Origin of the sequence: Geobacillus genomosp. 3 (genome assembly GCF_000445995.2) — a bacterium.
Taxonomy (GTDB): domain Bacteria; phylum Bacillota; class Bacilli; order Bacillales; family Anoxybacillaceae; genus Geobacillus.
In genome coordinates this window covers 2,093,051-2,119,753 of record NC_022080.4, presented here as the reverse complement: position 1 = coordinate 2,119,753, position 26,703 = coordinate 2,093,051, and the positions used below count along the sequence as shown (strand labels likewise).

Below are 26,703 nucleotides of genomic sequence, written 5' to 3'. Positions count from 1 at the left end.
ATGGTAAGGTGATAAGGAACAAACTTTATGGCAAAGGGGAGTAACGATGAAATGGACAAGCGGGGACGTCGCCACCTACGAAAAAGAGCGCGACTATATTGATACGGCGCTTATTCCGCTTTTGCCGGTGTCAATTCGTCAAGGGGCGAGACGGCTTGCTTCCGGCGGGGAGCTTGTCGGGCTCGTGGCCGCCGAGGCTGAGCGGCAGCTGAGAGGCCGTGTCTTTTTGCTGCCGGCGTTTGTGTATTTTGCCGACGAGCCGCGGGCATCGCTGGCAGAGCGGCTGGCAGATTGGACAAGCCGGCTTGAACAGGAGGGGATGAAGCATGTGTTTTACGTGACGTGTGACCGGGCGTGGCAAGAGGAGGCGGCGAAAGCCGACCGCGTTTGGCTTGTTCCCGCCGTTCCGCTCGAGAGCATGGACGAGTCGTATAAGCATGAGCTCGTCCATGGGCAGGCGGCCGAGCTCATCCGCTTTTTCGTCAACCGCTGGACGAAAGACTAGGCAAAGCAAAGTCCCACGTTTTGCCGTTTGTGATATTGACCTTGTCCAGCAATTGAGCTATCATTAGAATGTCCTAGTTTTCCATATGTGTTATACATACAACTGTCCGGTGTGGACTTGACTTTGCATAGAGGGGGGAAAACGATGAGCGACAACAAACATCGCGTAACGAGACGTCAATTTTTAAACTACACGCTGACCGGCGTCGGCGGCTTCATGGCAGCCGGGATGCTCATGCCGATGCTCCGCTTTGCTTTCGACCCGATCTTGAAAGATACGGCAGGTACGGATATGGTCGCGGTAGCGGACGTCAAAGAGCTGACGACGGAACCAAAGCGCTTTGACTTTAAGGTGAAGGTGAAAGACGCTTGGTACGAGTCGGAAGAGCCGAGATCAGCTTGGGTGTACAAGGATGAAAAAGGCGATATCATCGCTCTGTCGCCGATTTGTAAACACCTTGGCTGTACGGTCGACTGGAATACGGATAAAAAGCATCCGAACCACTTTTTCTGTCCATGCCACTACGGGCTCTATACGAAAGATGGCACGAACGTTCCGGGGACGCCGCCGATGCACCCACTGGATCGCTATGAGTATCAAGTGAAAGACGGGAAGCTGTATTTAGGCAAAGCGAAACCAAGAGGGGAGGCGTAACGCGTGTTAAACAAGCTGTATGACTGGGTTGATGAACGCTTGGATATTACGCCTTTATGGCGGGATATTGCCGATCACGAAGTTCCGGAACATGTCAACCCGGCCCATCATTTTTCCGCCTTTGTCTACTGTTTTGGCGGGCTGACGTTTTTTGTCACGGTTATTCAAATTTTGTCTGGGATGTTTTTGACGATGTATTACGTCCCGGACATTAAAAATGCGTGGGAATCGGTCTACTACTTGCAAAATGAAGTGGCGTTCGGCCAAATCGTGCGCGGCATGCATCACTGGGGGGCGAGCCTCGTCATCGTCATGATGTTTTTACATACGCTGCGCGTCTTTTTCCAAGGAGCGTATAAAAAGCCGCGCGAGATGAACTGGATCGTCGGCGTGTTAATCTTCATGGTCATGATGGGTCTCGGCTTTACCGGCTACTTGTTGCCGTGGGATATGAAAGCGCTGTTCGCGACAAAAGTCGGTCTGCAAATCGCGGAAGCGACGCCGCTCATCGGTCCGGCGATCAAAACGTTGCTGGCCGGGGATCCGGAAATTGTCGGCGCCCAAACGCTGGCGCGGTTCTTTGCGATTCATGTCTTCTTCTTGCCGGCCGCTTTGCTCGGCTTGATGGCAGCGCACTTTTTAATGATTCGCAGACAAGGCATTTCCGGTCCGCTATGATCGGTCGGCTGAACGTTCTGAGGCGATAGAAAAAAGGAGGGAATCACGCAATGCATCGCGGAAAAGGAATGAAGTTCGTCGGCGATTCCCGTATTCCCGCGGTAAGAAAACCGAATATTCCGAAGGACTATTCGGAATACCCCGGGAAAACGGAAGTGTTTTGGCCGAACTTCCTGTTGAAGGAATGGCTTGTCGGTTCGGTCTTTCTCGTCGGTTTTTTATGCCTGACGGTCGCCCACCCGTCGCCGCTTGAGAGAATCGCCGACCCGACGGACACGACGTATGTGCCGCTGCCTGACTGGTATTTCTTGTTCTTATACCAATTGCTCAAATATTCGTACGCGTCCGGTCCGTATACGGTTATCGGCGCGATCGTCATGCCGGGCTTGGCGTTTGCCGCTTTGCTGCTGGCGCCGTTTTTGGACCGCGGCCCGCAGCGCCGTCCATGGAAGCGCCCGGTCGCGACCGGGATGATGCTGTTGGCGCTCGCTTCGATCGTTTATTTGACATGGGAGTCGGTCGTCACGCATGACTGGAAGAAGGCGGCCGAGCAAGGGAAAATTCGTGCGGAAGTGGAAATTGATACGAACGCCGAAGGGTACAAAATCGCTCAGGCGAATACGTGTACGTCATGCCATGGGCAAAACTTATCCGGAGGCGCCGGTCCGTCGCTCATCGGCACCGGTTTGACGCCGGAGGAGATTGCGAAAATCGCCAAGGAAGGGCAAGGCAGCATGCCGGCCGGCATTTTCAAAGGCACGGATGAAGAGTTGAAAAAAATGGCGGAATTCATCGCCGGCTTAAAAGCGGAATAATCGTTCCGTCACGGAAAAGCTGACTCGCGTTAGTCAGCTTTTTTCGTGCCCACATTGAATGGAGACGAGGTGCAAACGATGGCATGGATTTATGCGATATTCGCCTCTCGGCCGGTTGTTTGGCTGCTGTTGATCGTCAACGCCGCCGGCACTGTTTACGGCTATTATTGGTACCGCTATCAGCTTGCGGACACACCGCCTGTCTTTTTGCCCTTTGTTCCCGACAGCCCGACGGCGAGCCTTTTTTTTCTCATCGTCCTCGGCGCTTGGCTGGCTGGCCGGCGGGTGCCGCTGTTTGAAGCGCTGGCACTTGTGACACTTGTCAAATACGGGATTTGGGCGGTTGTCATGAACGTGCTCGTTTGGCGTGTCACCGGAACGCTCGATTGGGCGGGATGGATGCTCATCGTTTCACACGGAGCTATGGCGGTCGAAGGCATGCTGTACGCCCCGCTTTACCGGTTTCGCCCCGTTCATCTCGCCTTGGCGGCGGTTTGGACGCTGCATAATGACGTCATCGATTACGTGTTTGGCATGATGCCGCGCTATCATATGTTGGCCGATTATGCTGGCCAAATCGGCTATTTTACGTTCTGGCTGAGCATGGCTTCCATCGCTGTTGCGTATTGGCTCGGCATCCGCGTGCAGCGGCAGCCGTTTTTTCCTCCCTCCCGGACAGCGGTGGAATAGGCGCAAAGGAAGAACAATTTGGGCTGCGGCTTGATGGCAGTTGCTTGGTCTACTCTTGTCCACTCCTTCATACATTGTAATAGTGAATGAGGGAGGGACGATGATGAAACGAATCGGGCTGGCCATGTTGTTATCGCTCGCCTTTTTATGGCCAGCGCCCGTTGGCGCGGCCGGACAAACGAATGAGTGGGAACAGCTTGACGACATTTCCGACGAGGCGCTGCAATTGGGAAAAAATGAGCGTTTTACTGAAGCCAAAGACGTACTCCTTTATTTTTCTGAGCGGTTTTTCGCCCTTGGGGCGAGGGAACGGTTGAAATCGGCTGACGAGCTGAGGGCGGTGACTGTGACGCACGAACATGCGGTAAAGGCCATGACAGCATCGATTCCGGAAGAGGACAAAATTGCTGCTCTCGCACAGTTCCGTCTTGTAGTCGACGCCGTCCAATCGACGTATCAGCCGCTCTGGTCAGAGATGGAGCCGGCTCTCATGGAGGCGCTCGCCGCGATGGAACAAGCGGCGGAACGTGGGGAAAGGGAGGCATATGAGGCTGCCTTTCGCCAGTTTATTGACCGTTATACATTAATTGAGCCGAGTGTGAAAATCGATGTGCCGCCGAAAGCAGCTAAAAAGGTTGACAGCAATCTTGAAGCGCTGCAGGCCGCCTCGTTTTGGCAGCTTGCCAAAAGCGAGCAACGCGAGCGGCTTGCCGCCGCGCGCCGCGATGTCGAGGCGCTGTTTGACGGGGTGAAAAAAGACGAAGCCGACCCGTCGCTCATTTGGGTGATGATTTCGACCGGCGGAGTGATCGTGTTGACGCTGACGTATGTCGGTTGGCGGAAGTACAAAGGCGAAAAGGAAGAAAAGCGGACGCGGCAGCCGGAAGAATAGATGCCAACTGGCGTTCGGAGGGGAGATGGTTTCCCCTCCTTTTCATTTTGCCGGCCGCATGACATCCGGCAAGCGTGGGAATATGTCGTCTATGCGAGCGCTGTTTTGGCTTTTATTGCTCAAGCGGCCGTTTTTGTTCATCAAGCGTAAATCCTTCGCCGAGCACATCGTGCACATCGGTGACCGCGACAAAGGCGTGCGGGTCGACGGACATAATGACGTTTTTTAAGCGTGGCAGCTCGTTTTTGGCGACGACGCAATATAAGACGTCGCGATCGCGTTTCGTATATGAGCCGCGTCCTTTTAATACGGTGACGCCACGTTCCATTTCCGTCAAAATGCGATTCGCGATTTCCTCGCTTTTTTCTGAGATGATCGTCGCCCCTTTCGCCGCGTAGCCGCCCTCTTGCATAAAATCAATGACTCGGGCGGCGATGAAGACGGCGACTAACGTATACATCGCCTCGCGGTACGAAAGGTAAAGAAGAAGCGACAATGTAATGACGGCGGCATCAAAGGCAAACATTGTTTTGCCCATGCTGATGCTTTTATATTTATAGACGAGGCGGGCGATAATGTCGACGCCCCCGGTCGTGCCGCCGTAGCGGAAAATGATGCCGAGGCCGACGCCGATGAACACCCCGGCAAACAGTGCCGCGAGCGTCATATCATGCCGCAGTGGCATATGAATCATATAGCGTTGAAAAATGGATAAAAACATAGAAACAGCGACAGTACCGAGAACGGTATAAAGAAACGTCTGGCGGCCGAGCAGCTTCCAGCCGACAAAAAAGAGCGGGATGTTCAGCGCCAAGTTGGTGACGGCCGGGTCAAAACCAAACAAAAAATAAAGAAGAAGGGTGATGCCCGTAAAACCGCCTTCCGCTAAATTGTTTTGCATATTGAAATGAACGAGTCCGAAGGCGAAAATAGCGGCACCAAGCAAAATAAACAAACTGTTTTTCACCTTTAAGCCGAAAATCATATCGTCCCTCCGTCCGCAAAAATAGTCGGCGTCTTCATTATAGAGGAACTTGTCTGCACAGGCAATCATGGCCGAAAACGGGCTGAATTGGCGGCCGACGAAAACATTTGTCAAATGCGCCGCTTTTCGCTAACATGGAAACAGACGAGGTGATGGCCATGCAGGGAAAAACGATGAAGCAAATGCAACAGGAAGTGGACGAATATATCGGGCAGTTTCAAGAAGGCTATTTCAGCCCGCTCGCCATGCTCGCGCGGCTGACCGAAGAGCTTGGCGAACTGGCGCGCGAAATCAATCACCATTACGGGGAAAAGCCGAAAAAAGCGACCGAACAGGAAAAAACAGTAGAAGAAGAGCTTGGCGATTTGTTGTTCGTGCTTATTTGTTTCGCCAATTCGCTCGGCATTGATTTGCAGACGGCGCACGACCGGGTGATGGACAAGTTTCGCACCCGTGACCGCGACCGCTGGACGCGAAAGGAGGAAGAGTCATGACAATTCGCATCGTGATCGCCGGGCCGCGCGGCCGCATGGGCCGTGAGGCGGTGGCGCTCGTGCAAAGAACGGACCATTTCGAACTGGCCGCGGTCATCGACCGCCGCTATGACGGACAAAATTTGGCTGACCTCGACGGGTTTGCCGGCATCAACGCCCCGATTTACACGGATGCCGCCCGCTGTTTTGCCGAGGTGAAGCCGGATGTGCTCATCGATTTAACGACGCCCGAGGTCGGAAAACAACATGCCGAACTGGCGCTGCGCTACGGCGTTCGTCCGGTCGTCGGCACGACCGGGTTTACGCCTGAAGATATCGAGCGTCTGACGGAGATTGCTGAGGGGAAAGAAATCGGCGCCATCATTGCCCCGAACTTTGCCGTTGGCGCGGTGTTGATGATGAAATTTGCCCGCATGGCGGCCAAATATTTCACCGATGTGGAAATTATCGAATTGCATCACGATCAAAAGCTTGATGCCCCATCCGGAACGGCGCTGAAAACAGCGCAACTGATCGCCGAGGTGCGCCCGTCGAAAAAACAAGGCCATCCGGACGAAACAGAAACGCTTGCCGGCGCGCGAGGCGCTTCTTACGACGGCATTCCGATCCACAGCGTCCGCCTGCCGGGGTTTGTCGCCCATCAGGAAGTCATTTTCGGCGGTGACGGACAGACGCTGACGATCCGCCATGATTCGCTTGACCGCCGCTCATTCATGTCGGGAGTCAAACTGGCGGTCGAAACGGTTATGCACTTACATACGCTTGTCTACGGGCTTGAACATATTTTAGAATAGCGCGAACAGCGCAAACGGGGAGAGAAAAAGATGAAAATTGCGTTAATTGCCCATGATGAAAAAAAGGCGGAGATGGTCGCGTTTGCGACCGCCTATGCGCCTGTGTTGGCCAACCATGAACTGTACGCCACCGGTACGACCGGCTTGCGCATTCAAGAGGCGACCGGCCTCGCCATCCACCGCTTCCAGTCCGGACCGTACGGGGGCGATCAGGAAATCGGGGCGATGATCGCCCGCAACGAGATGGATCTCGTCATTTTTTTCCGCGACCCGCTCACCGCCCAGCCGCACGAACCGGACATTAGTGCGCTGATGCGCCTTTGCGACGTTTATGCGGTGCCGCTTGCGACGAACATAGGGACGGCGGAGTTGCTCATTCGCGGATTGGAGCGCGGCGATTTGGCATGGCGCAACATCGTCCGCGGCCGGGCAAAAAGCGAGGAGGAAAAGGAAACAGAAAGGTGACGGCGATGGTGGAAACGTGCGATCTGTTGGTGTTTGGCGCCCATCCAGACGATGTTGAAATCGGCATGGGCGGGACGATCGCTAAATATGTGCGGCGCGGATACCGCGCTGTCATTTGCGATTTAACGAAGGCAGAGCTATCGTCCAACGGCACGGTCGACGAGCGGCAGAAAGAGGCGGCTGAGGCGGCCCGTCGGCTCGGCGTGGCGCTGCGGCTCAACCTCGGGCTGCCGGACCGCGGCCTTTCCGTCGAGGAAGAGGCGATTCGCCGCATCGTAACGGTTGTCCGCCGCTATCGTCCGCAGCTTGTATTCGCCCCTTATTGGATCGACCGCCATCCGGACCACGGGCGATGCGCCCGCCTTGTCGAGGAAGCGGTTTTTTCCGCCGGCATCCGCCGCTATGGCGCCGGGGAGCTTGGGGATGCGCACCGCGTCCGCGCCATGTATTATTACATGATCAACGCGTTTGAACGGCCGCATTTTCTGATCGATATTAGCGAGACGATCGGTGACAAGCTGGCGAGCCTGCGCGCGTACGAAAGCCAGTTTGAAAAGCGGCCCGGTTCGGTTGACACGCCGCTTACAAACAACTACATCGAGATGATCGAAAGCAGAGAACGTTGGTTCGGCCAACAAATCGGCGCAGCGTACGCCGAAGGCTTTTTGACAAAAACACCTATCCATCTTTTCGACTTATTTGAGGGAGCGCGATGAAGCTGAAAATAGGAATCGTCTGTTATCCGACGGTCGGAGGCTCAGGGGTCGTTGCGACGGAGCTCGGCAAGCTGCTGGCTGAAAAAGGACATGAAATTCATTTTATTTCATCAAGCATGCCGTTTCGGTTGAACAAGGTATATGGAAACATTTACTACCATGAAGTGAGCGTCAACCAATATTCTGTCTTTCAATACCCGCCGTACGATTTGGCGTTAGCGAGCAAAATCGCGGAGGTGGCGAAGCGGGAACGGCTCGATGTGCTTCATGCCCATTACGCTGTTCCGCATGCCGTCTGCGCCGTGCTGGCGCGGCAAATGGTCGGCGAGCTGCCGATTGTCACAACGCTGCACGGCACCGACATTACCGTATTGGGCTATGATCCGTCACTTTCTGATATGATCAAGTTCGGCATCGAGCAGTCGGACGTCGTCACGGCGGTGTCTGACGCCCTCGTTCGACAGACATACGAACTGCTTGAGGTGCAAAAACCGATTCATACGGTTTACAATTTTGTGGATGAACGCGTCTACCGCCGCCGGGAGGCGGGCCATTTACGGCGGGAGTACGGCATCGGCGAAACGGAAAATGTCATCATTCACGTCTCCAATTTTCGGAAAGTGAAGCGCGTGCCTGATGTGGTGCGCGCGTTTGCCATCGTGCGCCGGCACGTGCCGGCCAAGCTGTTGCTTGTTGGCGACGGTCCGGAAATGACCGTCGTCTGCCGGCTTGTCAAAGAGCTCGGACTGAACGGCGATGTCCGGTTTTTAGGGAAACAGGACAAACTGGAAGAGCTGTATTCGATCAGTGATGTGATGATGCTCTTGTCGGAAAAGGAAAGTTTCGGGCTCGTCCTGCTCGAGGCGATGGCGTGCGGCGTTCCGTGCATCGGCACGGCGATCGGGGGCATTCCGGAAGTGATTGAAGATGGAAAAAGCGGGTTTTTATGCCCGCTTGGCGATGTTGAAGAAGCGGCCAGGCGGGCGCTTATGCTGCTGTCCGATCGCCGCCTTCATCAAATGATGGCCGAGCAGGCCGTGCAAACGGTCGAGCAAAAATTTCGTTCGTCTGATATCGTCGGGCAGTATGAACAACTGTATGCTTTGCTGGCGGCAAGGAAGGTGAGAGGATGAAACCGCCGTTCCGACAGGCGCTTGGGATCATCCAGCGGCTAAAGCAGCATGGCCATGAGGCGTATTTCGTCGGCGGTGCGGTGCGCGACTTGTTGCTCGGGCGCCCGATCGGCGACGTCGATATTGCGACAGGCGCTTTGCCGGAGGAAGTGATGGCAATTTTTCCGAAAACGATTGATGTCGGCTCGAAACACGGCACGGTCGTCGTTGTCCATGAAGGAAAAGCATATGAAGTGACAACGTTTCGCACGGATGGCGATTATGAAGACTACCGCCGTCCGGAGTCGGTGACGTTTGTCCGCTCGCTCGAGGAAGACTTAAAACGGCGCGATTTTACGATGAATGCCATGGCCATGGACGAACACGGGACGGTCATTGACCCGTTCGGGGGACAAGAAGCGATCGAAAAGCGGATCATTCGCACTGTCGGCGAAGCGGGCGCACGGTTTCGTGAAGATGCGCTCCGCATGATGCGGGCCGTCCGCTTTGTCAGCCAACTTGGCTTTTCACTCGCCATGGATACGAAGCAGGCCATCGTTGCCAACGCGCCGCTTCTCTCCCACATTTCAGTCGAGCGGATGACGATGGAGATGGAAAAGTTGCTTGCCGGCCCGTTTGCCGCCGAAGCGCTGCCGCTTTTGGCCGAAACAAGGTTGTCGACTTATTTGCCGAAACTGGCCGAAAAAGACGAGCCGCTGCGCCGGGCCGCCGCATACGAATGGCCGTGGCTCACGGCGCGCGAAGAACGGTGGGCGCTTTTGTGCCAAGTGTTCAGCATCAAGGAAAGCCGTCCATTTTTGCGCGCGTGGAAGCTGCCGAACAAAGTGATCGATGAAGCCGGTGCCATTTTGGCGGCGCTCGCCGCTGTCCCTGAACCGGCTGCGTGGACGAATGAGCAGCTGTTTTTGGCCGGTCTCAAGCGGGCGCTCTCGGTTGAAACGGTGCGTGCCGCTTTGACCGGAAAGCCGCCGGGGCCGCAACATGACGAGTTGCGCCGCCGCTTTGCCGCTTTGCCGATCAAAACGAAAGGGGAGCTGGCGGTCAACGGAAAAGAGATCATTGAGTGGATCGGAAAACCGGCCGGTCCGTGGGTGAAAGAGATGCTGGACGCCACATGGCGGGCGGTCGTCAACGGCGAAGTTGAAAACGAGAAGGAGCGGATTTACGCATGGCTCATGGAGCGCAGTCGGACACAAGAAAAAAATTGTTAGAACTGTTTGCCGAAGCAAACGGCGAGTTTCTGTCCGGGCAAAAGATCAGCGAGCAGCTCGGCTGTTCGCGGGCGGCCGTATGGAAACACATCGAGGAGCTGCGCAAAGAAGGGTTTGAACTCGAGGCGGTGCGCCGCCTTGGTTATCGGATCGTGAGCACGCCGGATAAGGTGACGGCAAACGAAATCCAGCTTGGCTTGAAAACCGAAACGCTCGGCCATACGATCCATTTTTTTGAGGAGGTCGATTCGACGCAGCGCATCGCGGCGAAGCTGGCCTATGAGGGGGCGCCGGAAGGGACGCTTGTCGTCGCCGAGGAGCAAAAAGCCGGGCGCGGACGCCTGGACCGGAAATGGTTTTCCCCCCAAGGGACCGGCATTTGGATGAGTTTGATTTTGCGGCCGCCCATCCCGCCCCAGCAGGCGCCGCAGCTGACGCTGCTTGTTGCGGTGGCCATCAGCCAAGCCATTCAAGAAGTAACCGGGCTTGTCCCGGATATTAAATGGCCAAACGATATTTTGCTTCATGGCAAGAAATGCGTCGGTATTTTAACCGAATTGCAAGCCGATCCTGACCGCGTCCGTTCGGTCATCGTCGGCATCGGCATTAACGTCAATCAGACGGGTGCGCAATTTCCCGAGGACATCCGCGCCATCGCCACATCGCTCGCCATGGAAAAAGGAGAGCGCATCAAGCGTGCGCCGCTCATCCAAGAAATTTTACTCCGAATCGAGCGGTTATATAAGCAATATTTGGCGCATGGCTTCCGCCCGGTGAAGCTCCTTTGGGAAGGGTACGCCGTCTCGATCGGCAAGCCGGTGACAGCAAGAACATTAGGCGGCGCGATTCGCGGCATCGCCCGCGGCATTACCGATGACGGGTTGCTGATCCTCGAGGATGAGCACCATCAGCTCCATTATATTCATTCAGCCGATATTCAACTGTAAATTCCCACTAGAAAAATTGTGACAATTTTGTTAAAATACAAGACGAGGAAAAGGGCAGTATCTTTGTCGAAAAGAACTGCACCGGGCCGTCAACACGAATAAATGAGGATGATCTGCCTTGATCCTTGCCGAAGGACTAGGACAGAGGGGTGAACGAAACCGACGGAGGTTGATGGCGTCCTTCTTTCTCAAGGCGGGAAAGAAGGGCGTTTTGCTTCGGTCGCGTCATCTCCTCTGCAATTAAAGGGGAGGGAATAAAGGTGAAGACGAAAACGGATTTTTTCCGCATGAAGCAGGCGGACGAGCCCATTGTGATGGTGACCGCCTACGACTTTCCGTCGGCGAAGCTTGCTGAACAAGCTGGAGTGGATATGATTTTAGTCGGCGACTCGCTCGGCATGGTCGTGCTTGGCTACGATTCGACTATTCCGGTGACAGTCGATGATATGATCCATCATACGAAGGCAGTCCGCCGCGGCGCGCCGAGCACGTTTATCGTCACCGACATGCCGTTTATGTCGTATCACGCGTCCAAAGAGGAGGCGCTGCAAAACGCCCGGCGCATTATGCAACAATCGGGGGCAAATGCGGTCAAAGTCGAAGGGGCGGATGAAGTCGTTGAGATTATCGCTGCACTGACGAAAGCGGGCGTGCCGGTCGTTGCCCATCTGGGGCTGACGCCGCAGTCGGTCGGCGTCCTTGGCGGCTACAAAGTGCAAGGCAAAGATGCGGAAAGCGCGAAAAAGCTCATGAATGATGCGAAGCAGTGCGAGCAGGCAGGAGCGATCGGCCTCGTCCTGGAGTGTGTACCGAAGCAGCTTGCAGCTGCCATCTCCCGCGAACTTCATATTCCGGTCATCGGCATCGGGGCCGGCGCGGATGTCGACGGCCAGGTGCTCGTTTATCACGACCTGCTTGGCTACGGTGTCAGCCGTGTCCCGAAGTTTGTCAAACAATACGCCATCATTCAAGATGTCATCGTCGAGGCGTTGGCCAACTATGTCGCCGATGTCAAACTGCGCCAGTTTCCGGAGCCGGCACATGCGTTTGCGATGAAGGAAGAAGAATGGGTGGCATTATACGGAGGAAGACAATCATGATCGTCGTTGACCGCATTGCGGCGATGCAGGCGTTGATCAGCCAACACCGCCGCGAAGGAAAAACGATCGGGTTCGTCCCGACGATGGGCTATTTGCACGAAGGGCATGCCGCCCTTATCGAGCGGGCGCGTCAAGAAAATGACATCGTCGTCTTAAGCGTTTTTGTCAACCCGCTTCAGTTTGGACCGAATGAAGATTTTGCCCGCTATCCGCGCGATTTTGCCCGCGACCGGCAAATCGCCGAACAGCATGGGGTTGATGTTTTGTTTCATCCGGAGGCAGGCGAGATGTACCCGGGGCCGCTCACGGTGCAAGCTGTCGTGAAAGCGCGCACCGATGTGTTGTGCGGACGGTCAAGGCCCGGCCATTTCGACGGCGTGGCGACCGTGCTTACGAAGCTGTTTCACATCGTCATGCCTGACCGCGCCTATTTTGGGCTAAAAGACGCCCAACAAGTGGCCGTTGTCGACGGCTTGATCCGCGACTTCAACTTTCCGATCGAGCTCGTGCCGGTACCGACGGTCCGCGAGGCCGACGGGTTGGCGAAAAGTTCACGCAATGTTTATTTATCGCCGCAGGAGCGGAAGGAGGCGCCGGCGCTTTATCAAGCGCTGCGGTCGGCAGCGGCGGCTGTCGACCGCGGGGAGCGGAGCGCTGCCGCCATCCGCCGCCTTGTACGCGAGCATATTGAGGCGCATACGCATGCGGAAATCGATTATGTCGAAGTTTGTTCGTACCCGGATTTAACGCCGCTTGAAACACTTCACGGAACGGTGCTTGTCGCGGTTGCCGTCCGGTTTGCGAGCGCCCGCTTGATCGACAATATCATCCTCGAGCTGCCCAAGGCGCATAAACAAGAAGATTGAGGGGGGATCACCCGTGTTTCGTACGCTTATGAATGCCAAAATTCACCGCGCCCGTGTAACGGAAGCCAATTTGGATTACGTCGGCAGCATTACGATCGATGAAGATATTTTAGATGCGGTCGGCATGGTCGCTAATGAAAAAGTGCAGGTGGTCAACAATAATAATGGAGCCCGTTTTGAGACGTACATCATTCCCGGCGAGCGCGGCAGCGGCGTCTTTTGCCTGAACGGCGCCGCCGCCCGCCTCGTGCAAAAAGGGGACATCATTATCGTCATTTCGTATGCGCTCGTTCCGGAAGAAAAGATCGCCGCGCATCGGCCGAAAATCGCCATTATGGACGAACACAACCGCATCGCGCAGCTCATTGCTGAAGAGCCGGCACATACGATTTTATAATGGGGCAAAAAGGGGCTTTCCGCCCCTTTTCGTTTTGAGGTGATCGTTTATGGCAATGCGCTTTGTCATTGTCGACTTAGAGACAACTGGAAACGGACCGAAAAAAGGCGACCGGATCATCCAACTTGGCATGGCGGTGGTGGAAGAAGGCTTGATCGTCGAGCGGTTTGCCAGCTTTTTTAACCCCGAACAGCCGATTCCACCGTTCGTCCAACAGCTGACGAACATTGATGAACAGACGGTTGAGGGAGCACCGCTGTTTGCCGATAAGGCAAGCGAGATCACAGCTATGATGGAGGGCGCATATTTTGTCGCCCACAACATTGATTTTGACTTGCCGTTTTTGCAAGCCGAGCTCGAACGAGCCGGGTGGCCGCCGTTTGCCGGGCCGGCGATCGATACGGTCGAACTTGCCCGCATCGTGCTGCCGACGGTCGAAAGCTATAAGCTTGGCGATTTGGCGAAGCGGCTCGGCCTCCGCCATGACCGCCCGCATCAAGCGGACAGCGATGCGGAAGTGACCGCCAAACTGTTCGTTGCCCTGCTCGATCGGTTGCGCCGTCTGCCGCTGCTGACGCTTAAGCAGCTGCGCCGCCTTGCCCGCCATTTGAAAAGCGATATTTACTCGCTTCTTGACGCCGTTATCGCCGAAAAACAGCAGGAAGCACCAACGGACCGTACGGTTGCCGTCTACCGCGGCATCGCGCTAAAAAAGCCGGCTTTCAAGCGGGACGGCGCAAAACTGGAGCCGGACGATGACGGGCAGCGTCTTCCCTCAGCCTCATTTGCCGCCTTTTATGAACAGGCGCCGCCCCTTCCGCTTCCCGGCTACAAGCGGCGTGAAGGGCAGTGGGACATGATGCAGCTTGTTTATGAGGCGCTGTCCACGTCCCAGCATGCGCTCATTGAGGCGGGGACGGGTCTTGGCAAATCGCTTGCCTACTTTATTCCGGCGGCCTTTTTTGCCTGCGAGCGACAAGAGCGGGTTGTCATCAGCACCTATACGCTCCAGCTGCAGGAGCAGCTCATCCGCCGTGACTTGCCGGTGCTGAAGCAAATTGTGCCGTTCACGCTCCGTGTCGCTGTTTTGAAAGGGAAGCAAAACTATCTTTCCCTCGACAAGTTTGCTTCATTTTTGCCTGAGCCAAGCGATACGTACGATGCGGTGCTTTTGAAATGTCAGTTGCTCGTCTGGCTGCTTGAGACAGAGACCGGCGATCTGGATGAATTGAACGTATCATCCGGCGCCCGTCTGTTGTTGTCGGCGCTCGCCATCGGCGAGGAGGAAGACGGCGGACGGCATCATTTTTTTGCGCAGGCGAAACAGCGCGCTGAACAGGCCGATATGGTCATTACAAACCATGCGTTTTTGCTTCATGATCTGACTGCCTCGACGCCGCTTCTGCCGGCATTTCGCCATCTCATCATCGATGAGGCGCACCGGCTTGAGGATGTCGCTGCCCGCTATTTTGGCGACCGGATCGACTACGTGTCATTTCGCCTGTTAACCGCCAAAATGGCACAAACGTTTACGAAATGGATGGAAGCGGGGCAAAGCGAAGGAAAAGACATCCTCGCCCGTTGCCAACAGCAGCTTGAAAAACTGCAATTTGAAGGTGATGAGCTGTTCCGTTTGTTGCGCCGCTATGCGCTGGCGAGAAAGCCGGCGCGGGCCGGACGTTGTCGTTGTCGCTTTTCACCGGCAGACGAGGGCGGGAGGATGTGGCAGGCGGCCATTGAGTTATGCTGGCGTCTGCGCGATTTGGCGGCGGCGCTGTTGGCAGAGGCCAAGCCGCTTCTGCCGGCCGCCATGACCGATGATACAACACCGTCTGCTTCGCTGGCGGCCGATCTTGCGACGTTGAATCAGCAAATGGACGCCCTTGTCCGGCTGTTGACCGAAGCAGAGCCGGAGACCGTCCGCTGGATCGAAGCCGATGAAAAAGGGGCGGCGAACGCGGTCCGGCTTTATTCGCAACCTGTCGATCTCGCGGATTTTTTTGCCGATCGGCTGTTTATAAAAAAACGGAGCGTTATTTTGACGTCCGCGACACTTGCCGTTCGCGGCCGATTCGCCTACATGTTGTCGCGTTTTGGCCTGGACGATTTTTACCCGCTCTGCCGTTCGTTTCCGGCGCCATTTCGCTATAAGGAGCAAGTGGCACTTTTTGTGCCGGCCGATATGCCGCTTGTTTCCGCTGTGCCGCTCGGAGCCTACGCCGAAGCGGCGGCCGCGGCTGTGTTGGCGATCGCCCGCCATGTTGGCCGGCGGGTGCTTGTGTTGTTCCCGTCGTATGAACTGTTGAAAATGACGGCGGAAGCGCTGAAAACCGAAGAAGCAGACGAGCCGTTTGTTTTGATCGCTCAAGGGGTGCAAAGCGGCAGTCCGGCCAAGCTCTTGCGAACATTTTTGCAGTTTGACCACGCCGTGCTGTTCGGGACGAGCAGTTTTTGGGAAGGGATTGATTTGCCGGGTTCGGCGCTCGATGCGCTTATTATCGCCCGTTTGCCGTTTGCGCCTCCGGATGATCCGGTGATGGAGGCGAAAAGTGAACGGATTCGCGCCGGCGGCGGCGACCCGTTTTACGAGTTGTCGCTCCCTGAGGCGGTGCTCCGCTTTAAACAAGGGTTCGGCCGCCTCATCCGCACCGAGCATGACAAAGGCGTCGTGTTTGTACTTGACCGCCGGTTGACCGCTGCGTCATACGGGGCCGATTTTCTCGCCTCCCTCCCGCCGCTGTCGGTATATGAAGGAACGCTTTCCGAGCTGCTTAGCATAGCCGATGCATGGCTTTCATGAAACGAGCGCTGTAAGCGGCGGGTTCATTTTAGAAAGCGGGAGGACGGCCGGACAAGGCAGAAGCTCCGTTTGGATCAGGCAAGGAAGGCAAATGGCTTTGCTTTTACCATTCTGAACCGGGAAAGCCCCCACTTTTACGCATTGCCGTTGGTGGGAGAGCGTTCAAAAAGCGGATGGCTTGTGGAAGGAGAAAGTTTCGTCGCCATCAAACAGCGCTCTCATAAATAGGAATGAAACGGTGCAATCTAAAGATGGCAACCGGCAAAAAAAAAAACGCCCCGCGCGCGGCGGGGATGGAAAGAAGCAAATTTGCATTGGCGGTGTAGGCGGGCAAATTTGTTATGAAATGGTCGGACAAACCTGCTATAATAGGGAAGAAGCACAACTGCGATGGCAGCTTGCGGCCTCGCCGTTTGGCTTCGCGGGCTCGGCCGCTGAGGCGTGAAGAAGCGCAACTGAGATAATCATCTTACTGTATTTGTATTGTTGCCGGAGCCGCCGGCGTGTATAAGTAACAAAATTTGCGCCGCACAGGAGGAAGCAACGAAAATGGAAAGCAAAATTGAAGTGCTCGCCACCGTCAAAATCCAGCATTCCGAGGATTTGTACAAAATTGTCGATTGCTTGAATCGCACGTTGAAACGGAACAATTTGATGTTTGGCCTTGCCTTGGATGAAAACGACAAACGCCAGGCGGTCTTTACGATTTATCGGACGTGATCGCCATGAAAAAGTGGGGATGGCTCGCCCTGATTTTGGTTAGTTTTCTCATTTGGCAGGCGTGGTCGATTTACGGTGAGGCGATGGAGCCAAAACGGTCAATGACGGAAAAAGCGTTGGCGCGGGCGAGAGAAGCAGCCGGGCTCGTCGACGTGAAAGAAGTCTATACATATTATGGCGATGAAGCATGCACTGTATTCATCGGCCGAACGGAGCAAGGGGAAACGGACATCGTCGTCTGGGTGCCGGAAAAAGAGGGGGATATTGTCGTCAAGAGCGCGGACAGCGGCATTAGCGAAGCGGAAGCGCGCGCTATTTTGCAACGTGACCGGCGTCCGCAACAAGTGATTGATGTGACGCTTGGCATGGAAAAAGGCGTGCCTCTCTGGGAGTTGACATATATTGATGCGGAAGGAAGGTATTCATTTTATTACCTCCATTTCGCGGACGGCGCCTTCCTAAAGAGGTACAGTTTTCAACGTTGAGCAGATGAGGGGGAAGAAACGATGAAACTGGCAAAACGGGTGGCGTCGCTGACGCCATCGGCCACATTGGCCATTACGGCGAAGGCAAAAGAACTGAAAGCGGCCGGGCATGATGTGATTGGCCTTGGAGCCGGCGAACCGGATTTCAATACGCCGCAGCATATTCTTGATGCCGCCATAAAAGCGATGAACGAAGGGCATACAAAATATACGCCATCCGGCGGGCTGCCGGCGCTGAAGGCGGAAATCATCAAAAAGTTTGCCCGCGACCAAGGGCTTGAGTATGAGCCGGCGGAAGTGATTGTCTGCGTCGGGGCCAAGCACGCCCTGTACACGCTGTTCCAAGTGTTGCTCGATGAAGGCGATGAAGTGATCATTCCGACGCCGTATTGGGTGAGCTATCCGGAACAAGTGAAGCTGGCGGGCGGCGTTCCGGTTTATGTCGAAGGGCTGGAACAAAACGATTTTAAAATTACGCCGGAGCAACTCAAACAGGCGATCACGCCGCGGACGAAGGCGGTCATCATCAACTCGCCGAGCAACCCGACCGGCATGATTTATACGGCCGAAGAGTTGAAGGCGCTTGGTGAAGTGTGCCTGACGCATGGCGTACTGATCGTTTCAGACGAAATTTATGAAAAATTGATTTATGGCGGAGCGAAACATGTGTCGATCGCCGAGTTGGCGCCGGAGCTGAAAGCGCAGACGGTCATCATCAACGGCGTGTCGAAGTCGCATTCGATGACAGGATGGCGCATCGGCTATGCGGCGGGGCCGAAAGACATCATTAAGGCGATGACTGATTTGGCGAGCCATAGCACATCCAACCCGACGTCGATCGCCCAATACGCGGCCATTGCCGCCTACAGCGGTCCGGAGGAGCCGGTCGAACAAATGCGTCAGGCGTTTGAACGGCGGCTTACCATCATTTACGACAAGCTTGTGCAAATTCCAGGCTTTACGTGCGTCAAGCCGCAAGGGGCGTTTTACTTGTTCCCGAACGCCCGCAAAGCAGCCGCGATGGCCGGCTGCCGCACGGTCGATGAGTTCGTCGCCGCCCTGCTTGAGGAAGCGAAAGTCGCACTCGTGCCTGGGTCCGGGTTTGGGGCGCCGGATAACGTTCGCTTGTCATACGCCACATCGCTCGATGCATTAGAAACGGCGGTTGAACGCATCCATCGGTTTATGGAAGCGCGCGCTTAACAAGCGGCGGCTTTGCCACAAGCAAAGCCGCTTTTTCCACGCCCGCTGCGGCGGCGGTTTCGCGAGGATTTGCGGCGTTCGCCGACAGCCGCCGTTACGGGGCGTCCGGCGCCGGTTTTTGCGGCTGTGCCCAGCCGGCCAGGAGATGGATTGCCCCTTGGCCGTTGCCGCCGTTTCGGCAGAACGGTATAATAGCGAATGATGGACGTGTCGATTATTGGAGGGAATGTGTACGTGAAAACGACGATTGCTGAAGTGAACCAACATGTAGGTCAAGAAGTGACGATCGGCGCCTGGTTGGCGAACAAGCGCTCAAGCGGAAAAATCGCCTTTTTGCAGCTGCGTGACGGAACGGGCTTTATTCAAGGCGTAGTTGAAAAGGCAAACGTCTCGGAAGAGGTCTTTCAACGCGCGAAAGCGCTGACGCAAGAAACGTCGCTGTATGTAGCCGGCACGGTGCGCGTTGACGAACGATCGCCATTTGGTTATGAGCTGTCGGTTACGAACTTGGAGGTGATCGATGAAGCGGTCGATTACCCGATTACGCCAAAAGAGCACGGTGTCGAATTTTTAATGGACCATCGCCACCTTTGGCTTCGTTCCCGGCGCCAACACGCGATCATGAAAATTCGCAACGAACTCATCAGCGCGACGTACGAATTTTTTAACAACCGCGGTTTCGTTAAAGTCGATGCGCCGATTTTGACCGGCAGCGCGCCGGAAGGAACGACCGAGCTGTTCCATACGAGATATTTTGATGAGGACGCCTATTTGTCGCAAAGCGGCCAGTTGTATATGGAGGCAGCGGCGATGGCGCTCGGCAAAGTGTTTTCGTTCGGTCCGACATTCCGCGCCGAAAAGTCAAAAACGCGCCGGCATTTGATCGAATTTTGGATGGTTGAGCCCGAAATGGCGTTTTATGAGTTTGAAGACAATTTACGGCTGCAAGAAGAGTATGTTTCCCACCTCGTGCAATCGGTGCTTAGTCGCTGCCGGCTCGAGCTTGGCCGCCTTGAGCGCGACGTCGCCAAACTTGAGTTGGTCAAGCCGCCGTTTCCGCGCCTGACGTATGATGAAGCGCTCAAGCTTTTGCACGATAAAGGGTTTACTGACATCGAATGGGGTGACGACTTTGGTGCGCCGCATGAGACGGCGATTGCGGAAAGCTTTGACAAGCCCGTGTTTATCACCCATTACCCGACGTCATTAAAGCCATTTTATATGCAGCCGGACCCAAGCCGCCCGGATGTTGTGCTATGCGCTGATTTAATCGCGCCGGAAGGATACGGGGAAATTATCGGCGGTTCCGAGCGCATTCATGATTATGAACTGCTAAAGCAGCGCCTCGAGGAGCATCATTTGCCGCTTGAAGCATATGAATGGTATTTAGATTTGCGTAAATACGGTTCCGTGCCGCACTCCGGATTCGGGCTCGGCCTTGAGCGCACCGTCGCCTGGATTTGCGGTGTGGAGCATGTGCGCGAAACGATTCCGTTCCCGCGGTTGCTCAACCGTTTATATCCATAAAAAAACCCCCTGCAAAAAGGGGGTTTTTTCGCCATTGTCATGTTATACTATAGTTGAGGTGCATCGACATGGAAAAGAAAAAGGTGGCCGAATGGTTGGCGCAAGGAAGTGTCGTCATTCCGAAACTGTTGCTGAATCATTACAAGCGGCTCGGCTTGAACGAAGGGGAGCTCGTCTTGCTTTTGCATATGCAATCATTTTTGGAAGAAGGCGTCACATTCCCGACACCGGCCGAGCTGGCTGAGAAAATGACCGTTCCGGCGGCGGAATGTATGGAGATGATGCGGCGGCTTTTGCAAAAAGGAATGGTCGCCATTGAGGAACATACGGACGAACGTGGCGTTCGCAGTGAAAAATATACACTTGAGCCGCTTTGGGAGCAGTTGGTGCACCATTTGTACGTGCAGGAAGTCAAGAACGGGCAAAGCGTCCAGCAGGAAGAAGAGGAAAGTTTGTATACGATATTTGAGCAGGAATTTGGCCGTCCGCTTTCTCCATTTGAGTGCGAAACGCTTGCGATGTGGATCGACCAGGACGGCCATGAGCCGGCCATCATCAAGGCGGCGCTGCGCGAGGCGGTGCTGTCAGGGAAATTGAATTTCCGCTACATCGACCGCATTTTGTTTGAGTGGAAAAAGAACGGCATCCGCACGATCGAGCAGGCGCACGATTACGGCAAAAAATTCCGCAAACCGAAGCCGTCCGCCCGTCCGGCGAAACAGGCGACAGGAGAATTTAAGCAGACGATTCCGTTTTTTAACTGGCTTGACCCGTAAACGAGAGCATGGTCTCTCGTTTTTGTTTGGCCAAAATGAACGGGGGATCAACCGTTGTGAAAGGAGGAGGAGGCCGGTGTTGACGAAACAGCAAATTCGCTATTGTCTCGATGAGATGGCGAACATGTTTCCGGATGCCCATTGCGAGCTTGTGCACCGCAACCCGTTTGAACTGTTGATCGCGGTCGTCTTATCGGCGCAGTGCACCGATGCGCTTGTCAATAAAGTGACGAAGCGGCTATTCGAAAAATATCGGACGCCACACGACTACATCGCTGTGCCGCTTGAAGAGCTGGAGCAGGACATCCGTTCGATCGGTTTATACCGGAACAAGGCGAAAAACATTCAAAAGCTGTGCGCGATGTTAATAGAGGAGTATAACGGCGAAGTGCCGCGCGACCGCGACGAATTGATGAAGTTGCCGGGTGTAGGACGGAAGACGGCGAACGTCGTTGCCTCCGTCGCGTTTGGCGTGCCGGCCATTGCTGTTGATACGCACGTCGAGCGCGTCAGCAAACGGCTCGGCTTTTGCCGCTGGAACGACTCGGTTCTTGAGGTTGAACAAACGCTGATGAAAAAAATTCCGAAAGCGGAATGGTCGATCACCCATCACCGGATGATTTTTTTTGGCCGCTACCATTGCAAGGCGCAGGCACCCCAGTGCCCGGTATGTCCGCTTCTTCATTTATGTCGCGAAGGGAAAAAGAGGATGCGAAAGAGGGAGAACGATCGTGCGCGTGCCGACTGAATGGGCTCATCCGCTCTTTTTTCCGGACGGCCACATGGTTGACACGCTTCCGGATGAGCCGTTTCCGCTTCTTCTTAAACAGGTGCCATTTTATTACGACATCGTCCCTACCTTCCCATTGCCGTGGGAAGACATTGAGCAGTCGCTGCCGGCGCTCATTGCTCTTTGGCGCGAAGAAAAGATGGAACTTGAGCGCTGTTTTGCCCGGCGCGACCGCCGCGCTGCCCGCGGTCCGATCGTGCGTGGGTTGGCGTATTTGCTGTCGGCGCTCTGCTGGCTGAATGGACGGCCGATGGCGAACGTTGTGGATTGGATGGATACGGTGGCGGCGCTGCCGCATAAACCGGTCAACGCTGTTGAGCGGCTGCAGTTTATTTTTGCCGGTCCCGATCGATATCCGTCATTTGTTCAGCTCAATGAACTGTTTGCCGAAACGGAGAAGCTTGCCCATAAGCAAATCGCCATAAAAAAGCGGATGGCCCGATAAAGCCATCCGCTTTTTTGAAGCAGGCGATCTCACTGGCGATTCCCATTTTTCATCTCACATTTCGCACCCTAGCAGGGTAGAAAGAAAGGATTTTTTATTTCGTTTTTCAGAATAACGTTTCGACCAACACGACTAGCGATGGCAATCCTTTTTTTACCATCGCTAGTCGTTCCATATGACGTTACACGTAAATGCTCTCATCCATGCCCAATCCCTGCAGAATCCTTCGCTGATCAGGGGTGAGCGGTTTCCCTAGCCTGCGTTGGATTTGCCCATCCGGCAACTCCAACAGGACGACTCTGACATACCAAAACAATTGAAAAATCGCTTGTCCGGTCGGACGGGTCAGCTTGCGGCCTCCTGCGCCCTTTAATGGGCGTTCGGGTGTGATGAACTGACGCACCCGGCGCTGGAAGACGCGGTAAATGGCCAAGGCCAGCAAAAACAAATAGCCCAATACCGCCACTCGTTCGGGTTTTTTGACGTAAATTTCGTCCGTAAAGAACGGATCTTTTAGGAAGGAGAAGTTCATTTCCACCGAGATCTGCCCTTTATACAGCTTCAAGATCTCTTGGGCATCCATGGGTTGGCCCTTCCATTCCTTCGGAACGGTCGTGACGAGAACAAACCGGGACGCTTTCCGTTTCGCCTGTTCCCACGCCTCGCGATCGAATTCCATGTCCAAGCGCAGGAGATACAGCGTCTCCATCTCGGGTTCCGCCCCTTTTTTCGGCCGTCCGCGCCGTTTTTTCGGGCGCACGATCTCTTTAACCGTGGCCTTGACCCGATGAAATCGAGGACGAAGGGACGCCTTGAGGGAGGCCAAGGCTTGTTCGGCGTCTTCCCGGCAAGAGAAAGGATGACGCTCCCAACGGACTTGTTCCTCGCGAAGAAGCTCCGCTTCTTGTGCTCGTTCTGTTTCGAGCGTCTTTCCTTTCCGTTGGTCGAGGGCGCTTGATTCGACGACGATCAGCCGTACGGGTTGGCCTTCATATGTTGAGGCCGTTTCCCATACCCGGTACGTGGCGCCGTTTTTCTCGGCCAGCGCAAAGGGGGCGCTCCACGCCGAATCGGGTTGGGCATCCGCCTCCGAAAGCGCGGTTTTGACGATCCGGAGCGACGACGGGCCTCTCGTGATCAAAAAGGCGTTGGCGGCTTTCGTTTGCGCCAGCGTGTCCTTCGTCATCGCAGCGGAATCCGCCACGTAAATCCATTCGTCTTCGATCTTCGCTTGCCTCAGCTGCTCATGGACATGGGAGAGCACCTCGGGATTCCACGTTTTGTCCGGCGCGTTGCCGTCGTGCACATCGCCGTAAAACGGGATGCCGTCCTCGTTGCCGATCAGGCCGAATCCGATCTGTTTTTGCCAACGATGATGCCGGTTGTAGCCATGCGTGATCTGCAGGGTCTCTGTCGAGGACGATTCATACGCACCGTAAACGGTCTTGTCCGTCGTATCCGCGTGAAAGACACGGAGAGGGAGGCCTTCTTTCTTGTAGATCTGCACGAGGCAAGACGACAGGACTTGATGGATATTGGCCTCATACAGCCGGTCCAAATGGCGAGCAATGGCATCGTCGTTGAACCAAGACGGATCCAACCCCGGCCGGATCAGCTTGGGCAAATCGATGTCATGCGCCCACCGTTCCAAATGAACGAGCGCTTGCCGGCCGCTCAAGATATCCAGAATGATGAGGCTGACGATATCGCTGGTTCGGGTTTGGCATTGCGGATCGACCGGAACCAGCCGGTCAATCAGCTGAAGGAGGCCAAGATCCTTGAAGAGGGCGCTTATTATATTCAAATAGGAACTTTCATAAATCGCGCGAATTCGAATGTCCATGATGGAAAAACTCCTTTGCGTTGCTTGTGTGTCAAGGATTCATTCGACATGAAAACAAAAAAATCCTCCCGATTTTGGTCGAGAGGGTGCGAAATGTGAGTTTCATGCCAACGTTGTAGCCGTTTCCTGATTGTGGATTGGTTGGCGTTGTTGGCGGCGTTGTGCCATCATCGCCATCCTCTTGGCCGGTCCCTTCGTCTCCGTCATTGCCATCGTCTCCGCCGTCATCACTGTTTTCATTATCGTTGCCGTTGTTTTGGTTGTTTCCGTTGTTTCCATTGTTGCCATTGGTATTGTTACCGTTATTGTTATTTTCGTTTGTTCCGTTATTCCCGTTGCCGGCGCCGTTGTTGTCATCATCGCCAGATTCATCATCCGGCGTCGGCGGCTGTTCACCGCCAGGGATGCGGACGCTTGTGATGGCTGGCTTGCTTATCCGATCGTCTTCTTTTGCATAGACGGCGATCGTATACGAAGCGCCCGGCGTCACGTTCGTGATCGTCACGCCGACATCTTTGGTCGTGATTGTTTCCGTATGGCCTTGATCATCTTTGACGCGCACTTCAAAGATTGTATTGTCGGTCTGTTCGTTATACGACCAAGAGACGGAAATCGTGTTTGCCGCCCCGTCGTATGAGGCCGTTAAGTCTTTGACTGCCGGCAGCTCTTTCGGTTCGTCTTTGGCGACTTCCGTCGGCTGAGTGCCACGCACGAACAGTTCATACGTAATTTCGTCTGCCGGCGTATATTTGCTTGCCAGTTTCGGCGGATTGGTGCCTTTTTTAATCGGCAGCTTCACGACGCTGTCCGGTCGTTCAAATTCCCCGCTGCCGTCGTCGATCTCGGAGATAAGCGCTCTAAACAGCGAGCGTGAAATTCTTTGTTCTGTCTTGTCGAGCGATGCCGTGCTGCTTTTTTTGCTAAAGCCGGTCCAAACGGCGGCGGTATAGTTTGGCGTATAGCCGACAAACCAGCTGTCCGGCACATCGCCCTCCGATAAACCAAACTGGGCGCCGGACGGACCGTAGTTGGTCGTTCCCGTTTTGCCGGCCAGCTCAAGCCCCGGAATGTTGGCGCTTTGCCCTGTGCCGGAGCGAACGACCGATTTCAGCATATCGGTAATCATATAGGCCGTGTAGTCGTGCATGACCCGCTTCGGCTTTGGCTTCAAATCCATTTCCGTGCCATCCGGGAAGACGATTTTGGTCACGGCGTATGGCTTTGTATATACGCCGTTGTTGCCGAAGGCGCTATAGGCGCCGGCCATTTGCAACGGCGACACGTAGCGCTTGACACCGCCGATCGAGTACGCTTCCTCTACTTCGTTAAAGCCCATGCCGAGCCGGTTGGCAAACTCTTTCGCCCGTTCCTTGCCGACCGCTTGGAACGTTTTTAACGCCGGGATGTTGCGTGACCAAGTCAGCGCATAACGCATCGTCACCGGTCCGGCGTATCTCCGGTCAGCGTTGCGGATCGGCGTGCCGTCCGAATACGTGTATGGCTCGTCAACGATAATGTGCGCGGTTGACCATTTTAAATATTCAATGGCTGGCCCGTAGTCCAAAATCGGTTTAATCGCCGAACCGGGCTGGCCGACCGGCTGAATGGCGTAGTTGAAGCCGAACTCGACGTGATCGCGGTTGCGACCGCCACCTAAGGCGCGAATGGCGCCTGTTTTCGTGTCGATGAGGGCAATAGCCGACTGCAAATCTTTTTTACCAGTAAAGTATTGGTCGGAGTTTAATAGGTTTTCGACGTATGACTGCGCCTCTTGATCAAGCGTTGTGTAAATTTTCAGCCCATCTTCAAAAACGTTAACGTTCGCTTTATCGGTCACTTCTTTGATCACTTCGTCAATAAAGGCATCATACGGCACGGAGCTTTGCGGTTTTTTTCGTTCGGTAAGCATCGATTTGATCGGCACTTGTTTCGCCTTTTCCGCCTCTTCTTGGCTGATAAAACCGTGTTTCGCCATGAGCGATAAGACGGTATCGCGCCGTTTTTTCGCCGCTTCCGGGTGGTCGTACGGATTGTACCGGTTCGGGCTTTGCGGCATGCCGGCTAAGAGCGCTGCCTCGGGGAGCGTCAACTCTTTTAAATTCGTCTTGCCGAAGTAATACTCCGCCGCCCGGGCGACGCCGTAAATGCCGTCCGAATAATAAATTTTGTTCAAGTACATTTCCAAAATTTCTTGCTTTGAATACTTTTGCTCAAGCTGCAAGGCGAGCCACGCTTCCTGCGCTTTTCGCTCCAACGTTTTTTTCGACGACAGGAACGTCATTTTCACCACTTGCTGCGTGATGGTGCTGCCGCCTTCCGCTCCGAATCCTTCTTGAATATTAGCGATGACGGCGCCGGCCAGACGAACAATGTCGATGCCGTGATGTTCATAAAAGCGGGCGTCTTCGGTTGCCAACACGGCATTTTCGAGCACTTTAGGCACATCTTTATACGAAATATACGTCCGCTTGTAGCCGCCGAGTTCGGCGACTTTCTTTCCGTCCATATCGTATATGGTGGAAGAGAGCGGATCTTTGATTTTCGCCTCGTCGAGCGGAGGGGCGTCCTTGACGAAGTAGGCAAACGCCGCTACGCCGCTCGCCGCTCCGATCACAATCATAAGCAAAATCGCAATGGCGATCGTTCTCAACCACGATACTCCTTTTTTCTTTTTCCCTTTCTTTTGTTTCGCTTGTTTCGCTGCCTGCTTTCGTTCTACACGAGAACGATATTCACCAGACATAAGCAAATCCTGCCTTTCTTACAAGTTTT

General features: G+C 54.8%; 27 protein-coding genes. 24 read left to right on the top strand and 3 right to left on the bottom strand.

The genetic code is table 11. The features are described 5' to 3' along the window. The first annotated feature begins 46 nt into the window (after window positions 1-46). From M493_RS10460 to ypjB, 6 genes are all read left to right on the top strand, one after another. Window positions 47-505 carry a YpiF family protein gene (locus M493_RS10460; RefSeq protein ID WP_020960307.1) on the top strand — a complete coding sequence of 153 codons (459 nt, stop codon included), beginning with the start codon at window positions 47-49 and terminating at the stop codon, window positions 503-505. Between the two features lie 144 nt (window positions 506-649). Beyond that, the gene (qcrA, locus tag M493_RS10455; RefSeq protein WP_020960306.1) at window positions 650-1,159 is read left to right on the top strand and encodes a menaquinol-cytochrome c reductase iron-sulfur subunit; all 510 of its coding nucleotides are present in this window, start codon (window positions 650-652) and stop codon (window positions 1,157-1,159) included. Between the two features lie 3 nt (window positions 1,160-1,162). Next, window positions 1,163-1,837, top strand: coding sequence for a menaquinol-cytochrome c reductase cytochrome b subunit (qcrB, locus tag M493_RS10450; protein ID WP_020960305.1), 675 nt, complete (start codon window positions 1,163-1,165; stop codon window positions 1,835-1,837). A gap of 50 nt (window positions 1,838-1,887) precedes the next feature. Beyond that, a complete protein-coding gene (locus tag M493_RS10445; protein ID WP_020960304.1) occupies window positions 1,888-2,652 on the top strand; it encodes a menaquinol-cytochrome c reductase cytochrome b/c subunit in 765 nt (254 codons plus the stop codon). Window positions 2,653-2,730: 78 nt separating this feature from the next. Continuing rightward, a complete protein-coding gene (locus M493_RS10440; RefSeq protein WP_020960303.1) occupies window positions 2,731-3,342 on the top strand; it encodes a DUF1405 domain-containing protein in 612 nt (203 codons plus the stop codon). 103 nt (window positions 3,343-3,445) lie between these two features. Further along, entirely contained in the window at window positions 3,446-4,234 is a 789-nt protein-coding gene (gene ypjB / locus M493_RS10435) for a sporulation protein YpjB (RefSeq protein ID WP_020960302.1), read from the top strand. Window positions 4,235-4,346: 112 nt separating this feature from the next. Here ypjB and M493_RS10430 read toward each other — a convergent pair whose 3' ends face one another. Further along, the gene (locus M493_RS10430; protein ID WP_023817666.1) at window positions 4,347-5,219 is read right to left on the bottom strand and encodes a YitT family protein; all 873 of its coding nucleotides are present in this window, start codon (window positions 5,217-5,219) and stop codon (window positions 4,347-4,349) included. Window positions 5,220-5,377: 158 nt separating this feature from the next. Between M493_RS10430 and M493_RS10425 the strand changes: the two genes are divergently transcribed. The 18 genes from M493_RS10425 (at window position 5,378) to M493_RS10340 (ending at window position 22,088) form a co-directional block, all read left to right on the top strand. Continuing rightward, on the top strand, window positions 5,378-5,713 hold the full coding sequence (locus M493_RS10425; RefSeq protein WP_020960300.1) for a nucleotide pyrophosphohydrolase: 336 nt from the start codon (window positions 5,378-5,380) through the stop codon (window positions 5,711-5,713). Continuing rightward, a complete protein-coding gene (dapB, locus tag M493_RS10420) occupies window positions 5,710-6,507 on the top strand; it encodes a 4-hydroxy-tetrahydrodipicolinate reductase (protein ID WP_020960299.1) in 798 nt (265 codons plus the stop codon). The genes M493_RS10425 and dapB overlap by 4 nt, the downstream gene beginning before the upstream one ends. 30 nt (window positions 6,508-6,537) lie before the next feature. Continuing rightward, entirely contained in the window at window positions 6,538-6,972 is a 435-nt protein-coding gene (gene mgsA / locus M493_RS10415) for a methylglyoxal synthase (protein WP_020960298.1), read from the top strand. A 5-nt stretch (window positions 6,973-6,977) separates the two neighbouring features. Next, window positions 6,978-7,688 carry a bacillithiol biosynthesis deacetylase BshB1 gene (bshB1, locus tag M493_RS10410; protein ID WP_041267944.1) on the top strand — a complete coding sequence of 237 codons (711 nt, stop codon included), beginning with the start codon at window positions 6,978-6,980 and terminating at the stop codon, window positions 7,686-7,688. After that, window positions 7,685-8,821 (top strand): N-acetyl-alpha-D-glucosaminyl L-malate synthase BshA, encoded by a 1,137-nt coding sequence (gene bshA, locus M493_RS10405; protein WP_020960296.1) that lies wholly within the window; start codon window positions 7,685-7,687, stop codon window positions 8,819-8,821. The genes bshB1 and bshA overlap by 4 nt, the downstream gene beginning before the upstream one ends. Continuing rightward, on the top strand, window positions 8,818-10,032 hold the full coding sequence (locus M493_RS10400; RefSeq protein WP_020960295.1) for a CCA tRNA nucleotidyltransferase: 1,215 nt from the start codon (window positions 8,818-8,820) through the stop codon (window positions 10,030-10,032). The genes bshA and M493_RS10400 overlap by 4 nt, the downstream gene beginning before the upstream one ends. Next, window positions 9,990-10,979, top strand: a complete 990-nt coding sequence (locus M493_RS10395; RefSeq protein ID WP_020960294.1) for a bifunctional biotin--[acetyl-CoA-carboxylase] synthetase/biotin operon repressor — start codon at window positions 9,990-9,992, stop codon at window positions 10,977-10,979. Before M493_RS10400 ends, M493_RS10395 begins: the two co-directional genes overlap by 43 nt. Before the next feature lie 260 nt (window positions 10,980-11,239). Next, window positions 11,240-12,079 carry a 3-methyl-2-oxobutanoate hydroxymethyltransferase gene (gene panB / locus M493_RS10390; protein ID WP_020960293.1) on the top strand — a complete coding sequence of 280 codons (840 nt, stop codon included), beginning with the start codon at window positions 11,240-11,242 and terminating at the stop codon, window positions 12,077-12,079. Next, window positions 12,076-12,945, top strand: coding sequence for a pantoate--beta-alanine ligase (gene panC, locus M493_RS10385; RefSeq protein ID WP_020960292.1), 870 nt, complete (start codon window positions 12,076-12,078; stop codon window positions 12,943-12,945). The genes panB and panC overlap by 4 nt, the downstream gene beginning before the upstream one ends. 13 nt (window positions 12,946-12,958) lie before the next feature. After that, window positions 12,959-13,342: an aspartate 1-decarboxylase gene (gene panD / locus M493_RS10380; RefSeq protein ID WP_020960291.1), complete on the top strand. Its 384-nt coding sequence runs from the start codon at window positions 12,959-12,961 to the stop codon at window positions 13,340-13,342. Between the two features lie 49 nt (window positions 13,343-13,391). Continuing rightward, entirely contained in the window at window positions 13,392-16,142 is a 2,751-nt protein-coding gene (dinG, locus tag M493_RS10375) for an ATP-dependent DNA helicase DinG (protein ID WP_020960290.1), read from the top strand. Window positions 16,143-16,691: 549 nt separating this feature from the next. Further along, window positions 16,692-16,862, top strand: coding sequence for a YpmA family protein (locus tag M493_RS17730; protein WP_020960288.1), 171 nt, complete (start codon window positions 16,692-16,694; stop codon window positions 16,860-16,862). A gap of 5 nt (window positions 16,863-16,867) precedes the next feature. Beyond that, window positions 16,868-17,347 carry a DUF5590 domain-containing protein gene (locus M493_RS10365; RefSeq protein WP_020960287.1) on the top strand — a complete coding sequence of 160 codons (480 nt, stop codon included), beginning with the start codon at window positions 16,868-16,870 and terminating at the stop codon, window positions 17,345-17,347. Between the two features lie 21 nt (window positions 17,348-17,368). Further along, a complete protein-coding gene (locus tag M493_RS10360) occupies window positions 17,369-18,550 on the top strand; it encodes a pyridoxal phosphate-dependent aminotransferase (protein ID WP_020960286.1) in 1,182 nt (393 codons plus the stop codon). Between the two features lie 234 nt (window positions 18,551-18,784). Next, a complete protein-coding gene (asnS, locus tag M493_RS10355; protein WP_023817665.1) occupies window positions 18,785-20,077 on the top strand; it encodes an asparagine--tRNA ligase in 1,293 nt (430 codons plus the stop codon). A 68-nt stretch (window positions 20,078-20,145) separates the two neighbouring features. Then, window positions 20,146-20,853, top strand: a complete 708-nt coding sequence (locus M493_RS10350; protein ID WP_020960284.1) for a DnaD domain-containing protein — start codon at window positions 20,146-20,148, stop codon at window positions 20,851-20,853. Between the two features lie 76 nt (window positions 20,854-20,929). Next, window positions 20,930-21,601 carry an endonuclease III gene (gene nth / locus M493_RS10345; RefSeq protein WP_020960283.1) on the top strand — a complete coding sequence of 224 codons (672 nt, stop codon included), beginning with the start codon at window positions 20,930-20,932 and terminating at the stop codon, window positions 21,599-21,601. Then, window positions 21,585-22,088 carry a YpoC family protein gene (locus tag M493_RS10340; RefSeq protein ID WP_020960282.1) on the top strand — a complete coding sequence of 168 codons (504 nt, stop codon included), beginning with the start codon at window positions 21,585-21,587 and terminating at the stop codon, window positions 22,086-22,088. The genes nth and M493_RS10340 overlap by 17 nt, the downstream gene beginning before the upstream one ends. 181 nt (window positions 22,089-22,269) lie before the next feature. Here the strand turns inward: M493_RS10340 and M493_RS10335 are convergent, their stop codons facing one another. Both M493_RS10335 and M493_RS10330 read right to left on the bottom strand, forming a co-directional pair. After that, window positions 22,270-23,931: an IS1634 family transposase gene (locus M493_RS10335; RefSeq protein ID WP_020960281.1), complete on the bottom strand. Its 1,662-nt coding sequence runs from the start codon at window positions 23,929-23,931 to the stop codon at window positions 22,270-22,272. 31 nt (window positions 23,932-23,962) lie between these two features. After that, window positions 23,963-26,674 carry a PBP1A family penicillin-binding protein gene (locus tag M493_RS10330; RefSeq protein ID WP_081713472.1) on the bottom strand — a complete coding sequence of 904 codons (2,712 nt, stop codon included), beginning with the start codon at window positions 26,672-26,674 and terminating at the stop codon, window positions 23,963-23,965. Between the last annotated feature and the right edge of the window lie 29 nt (window positions 26,675-26,703).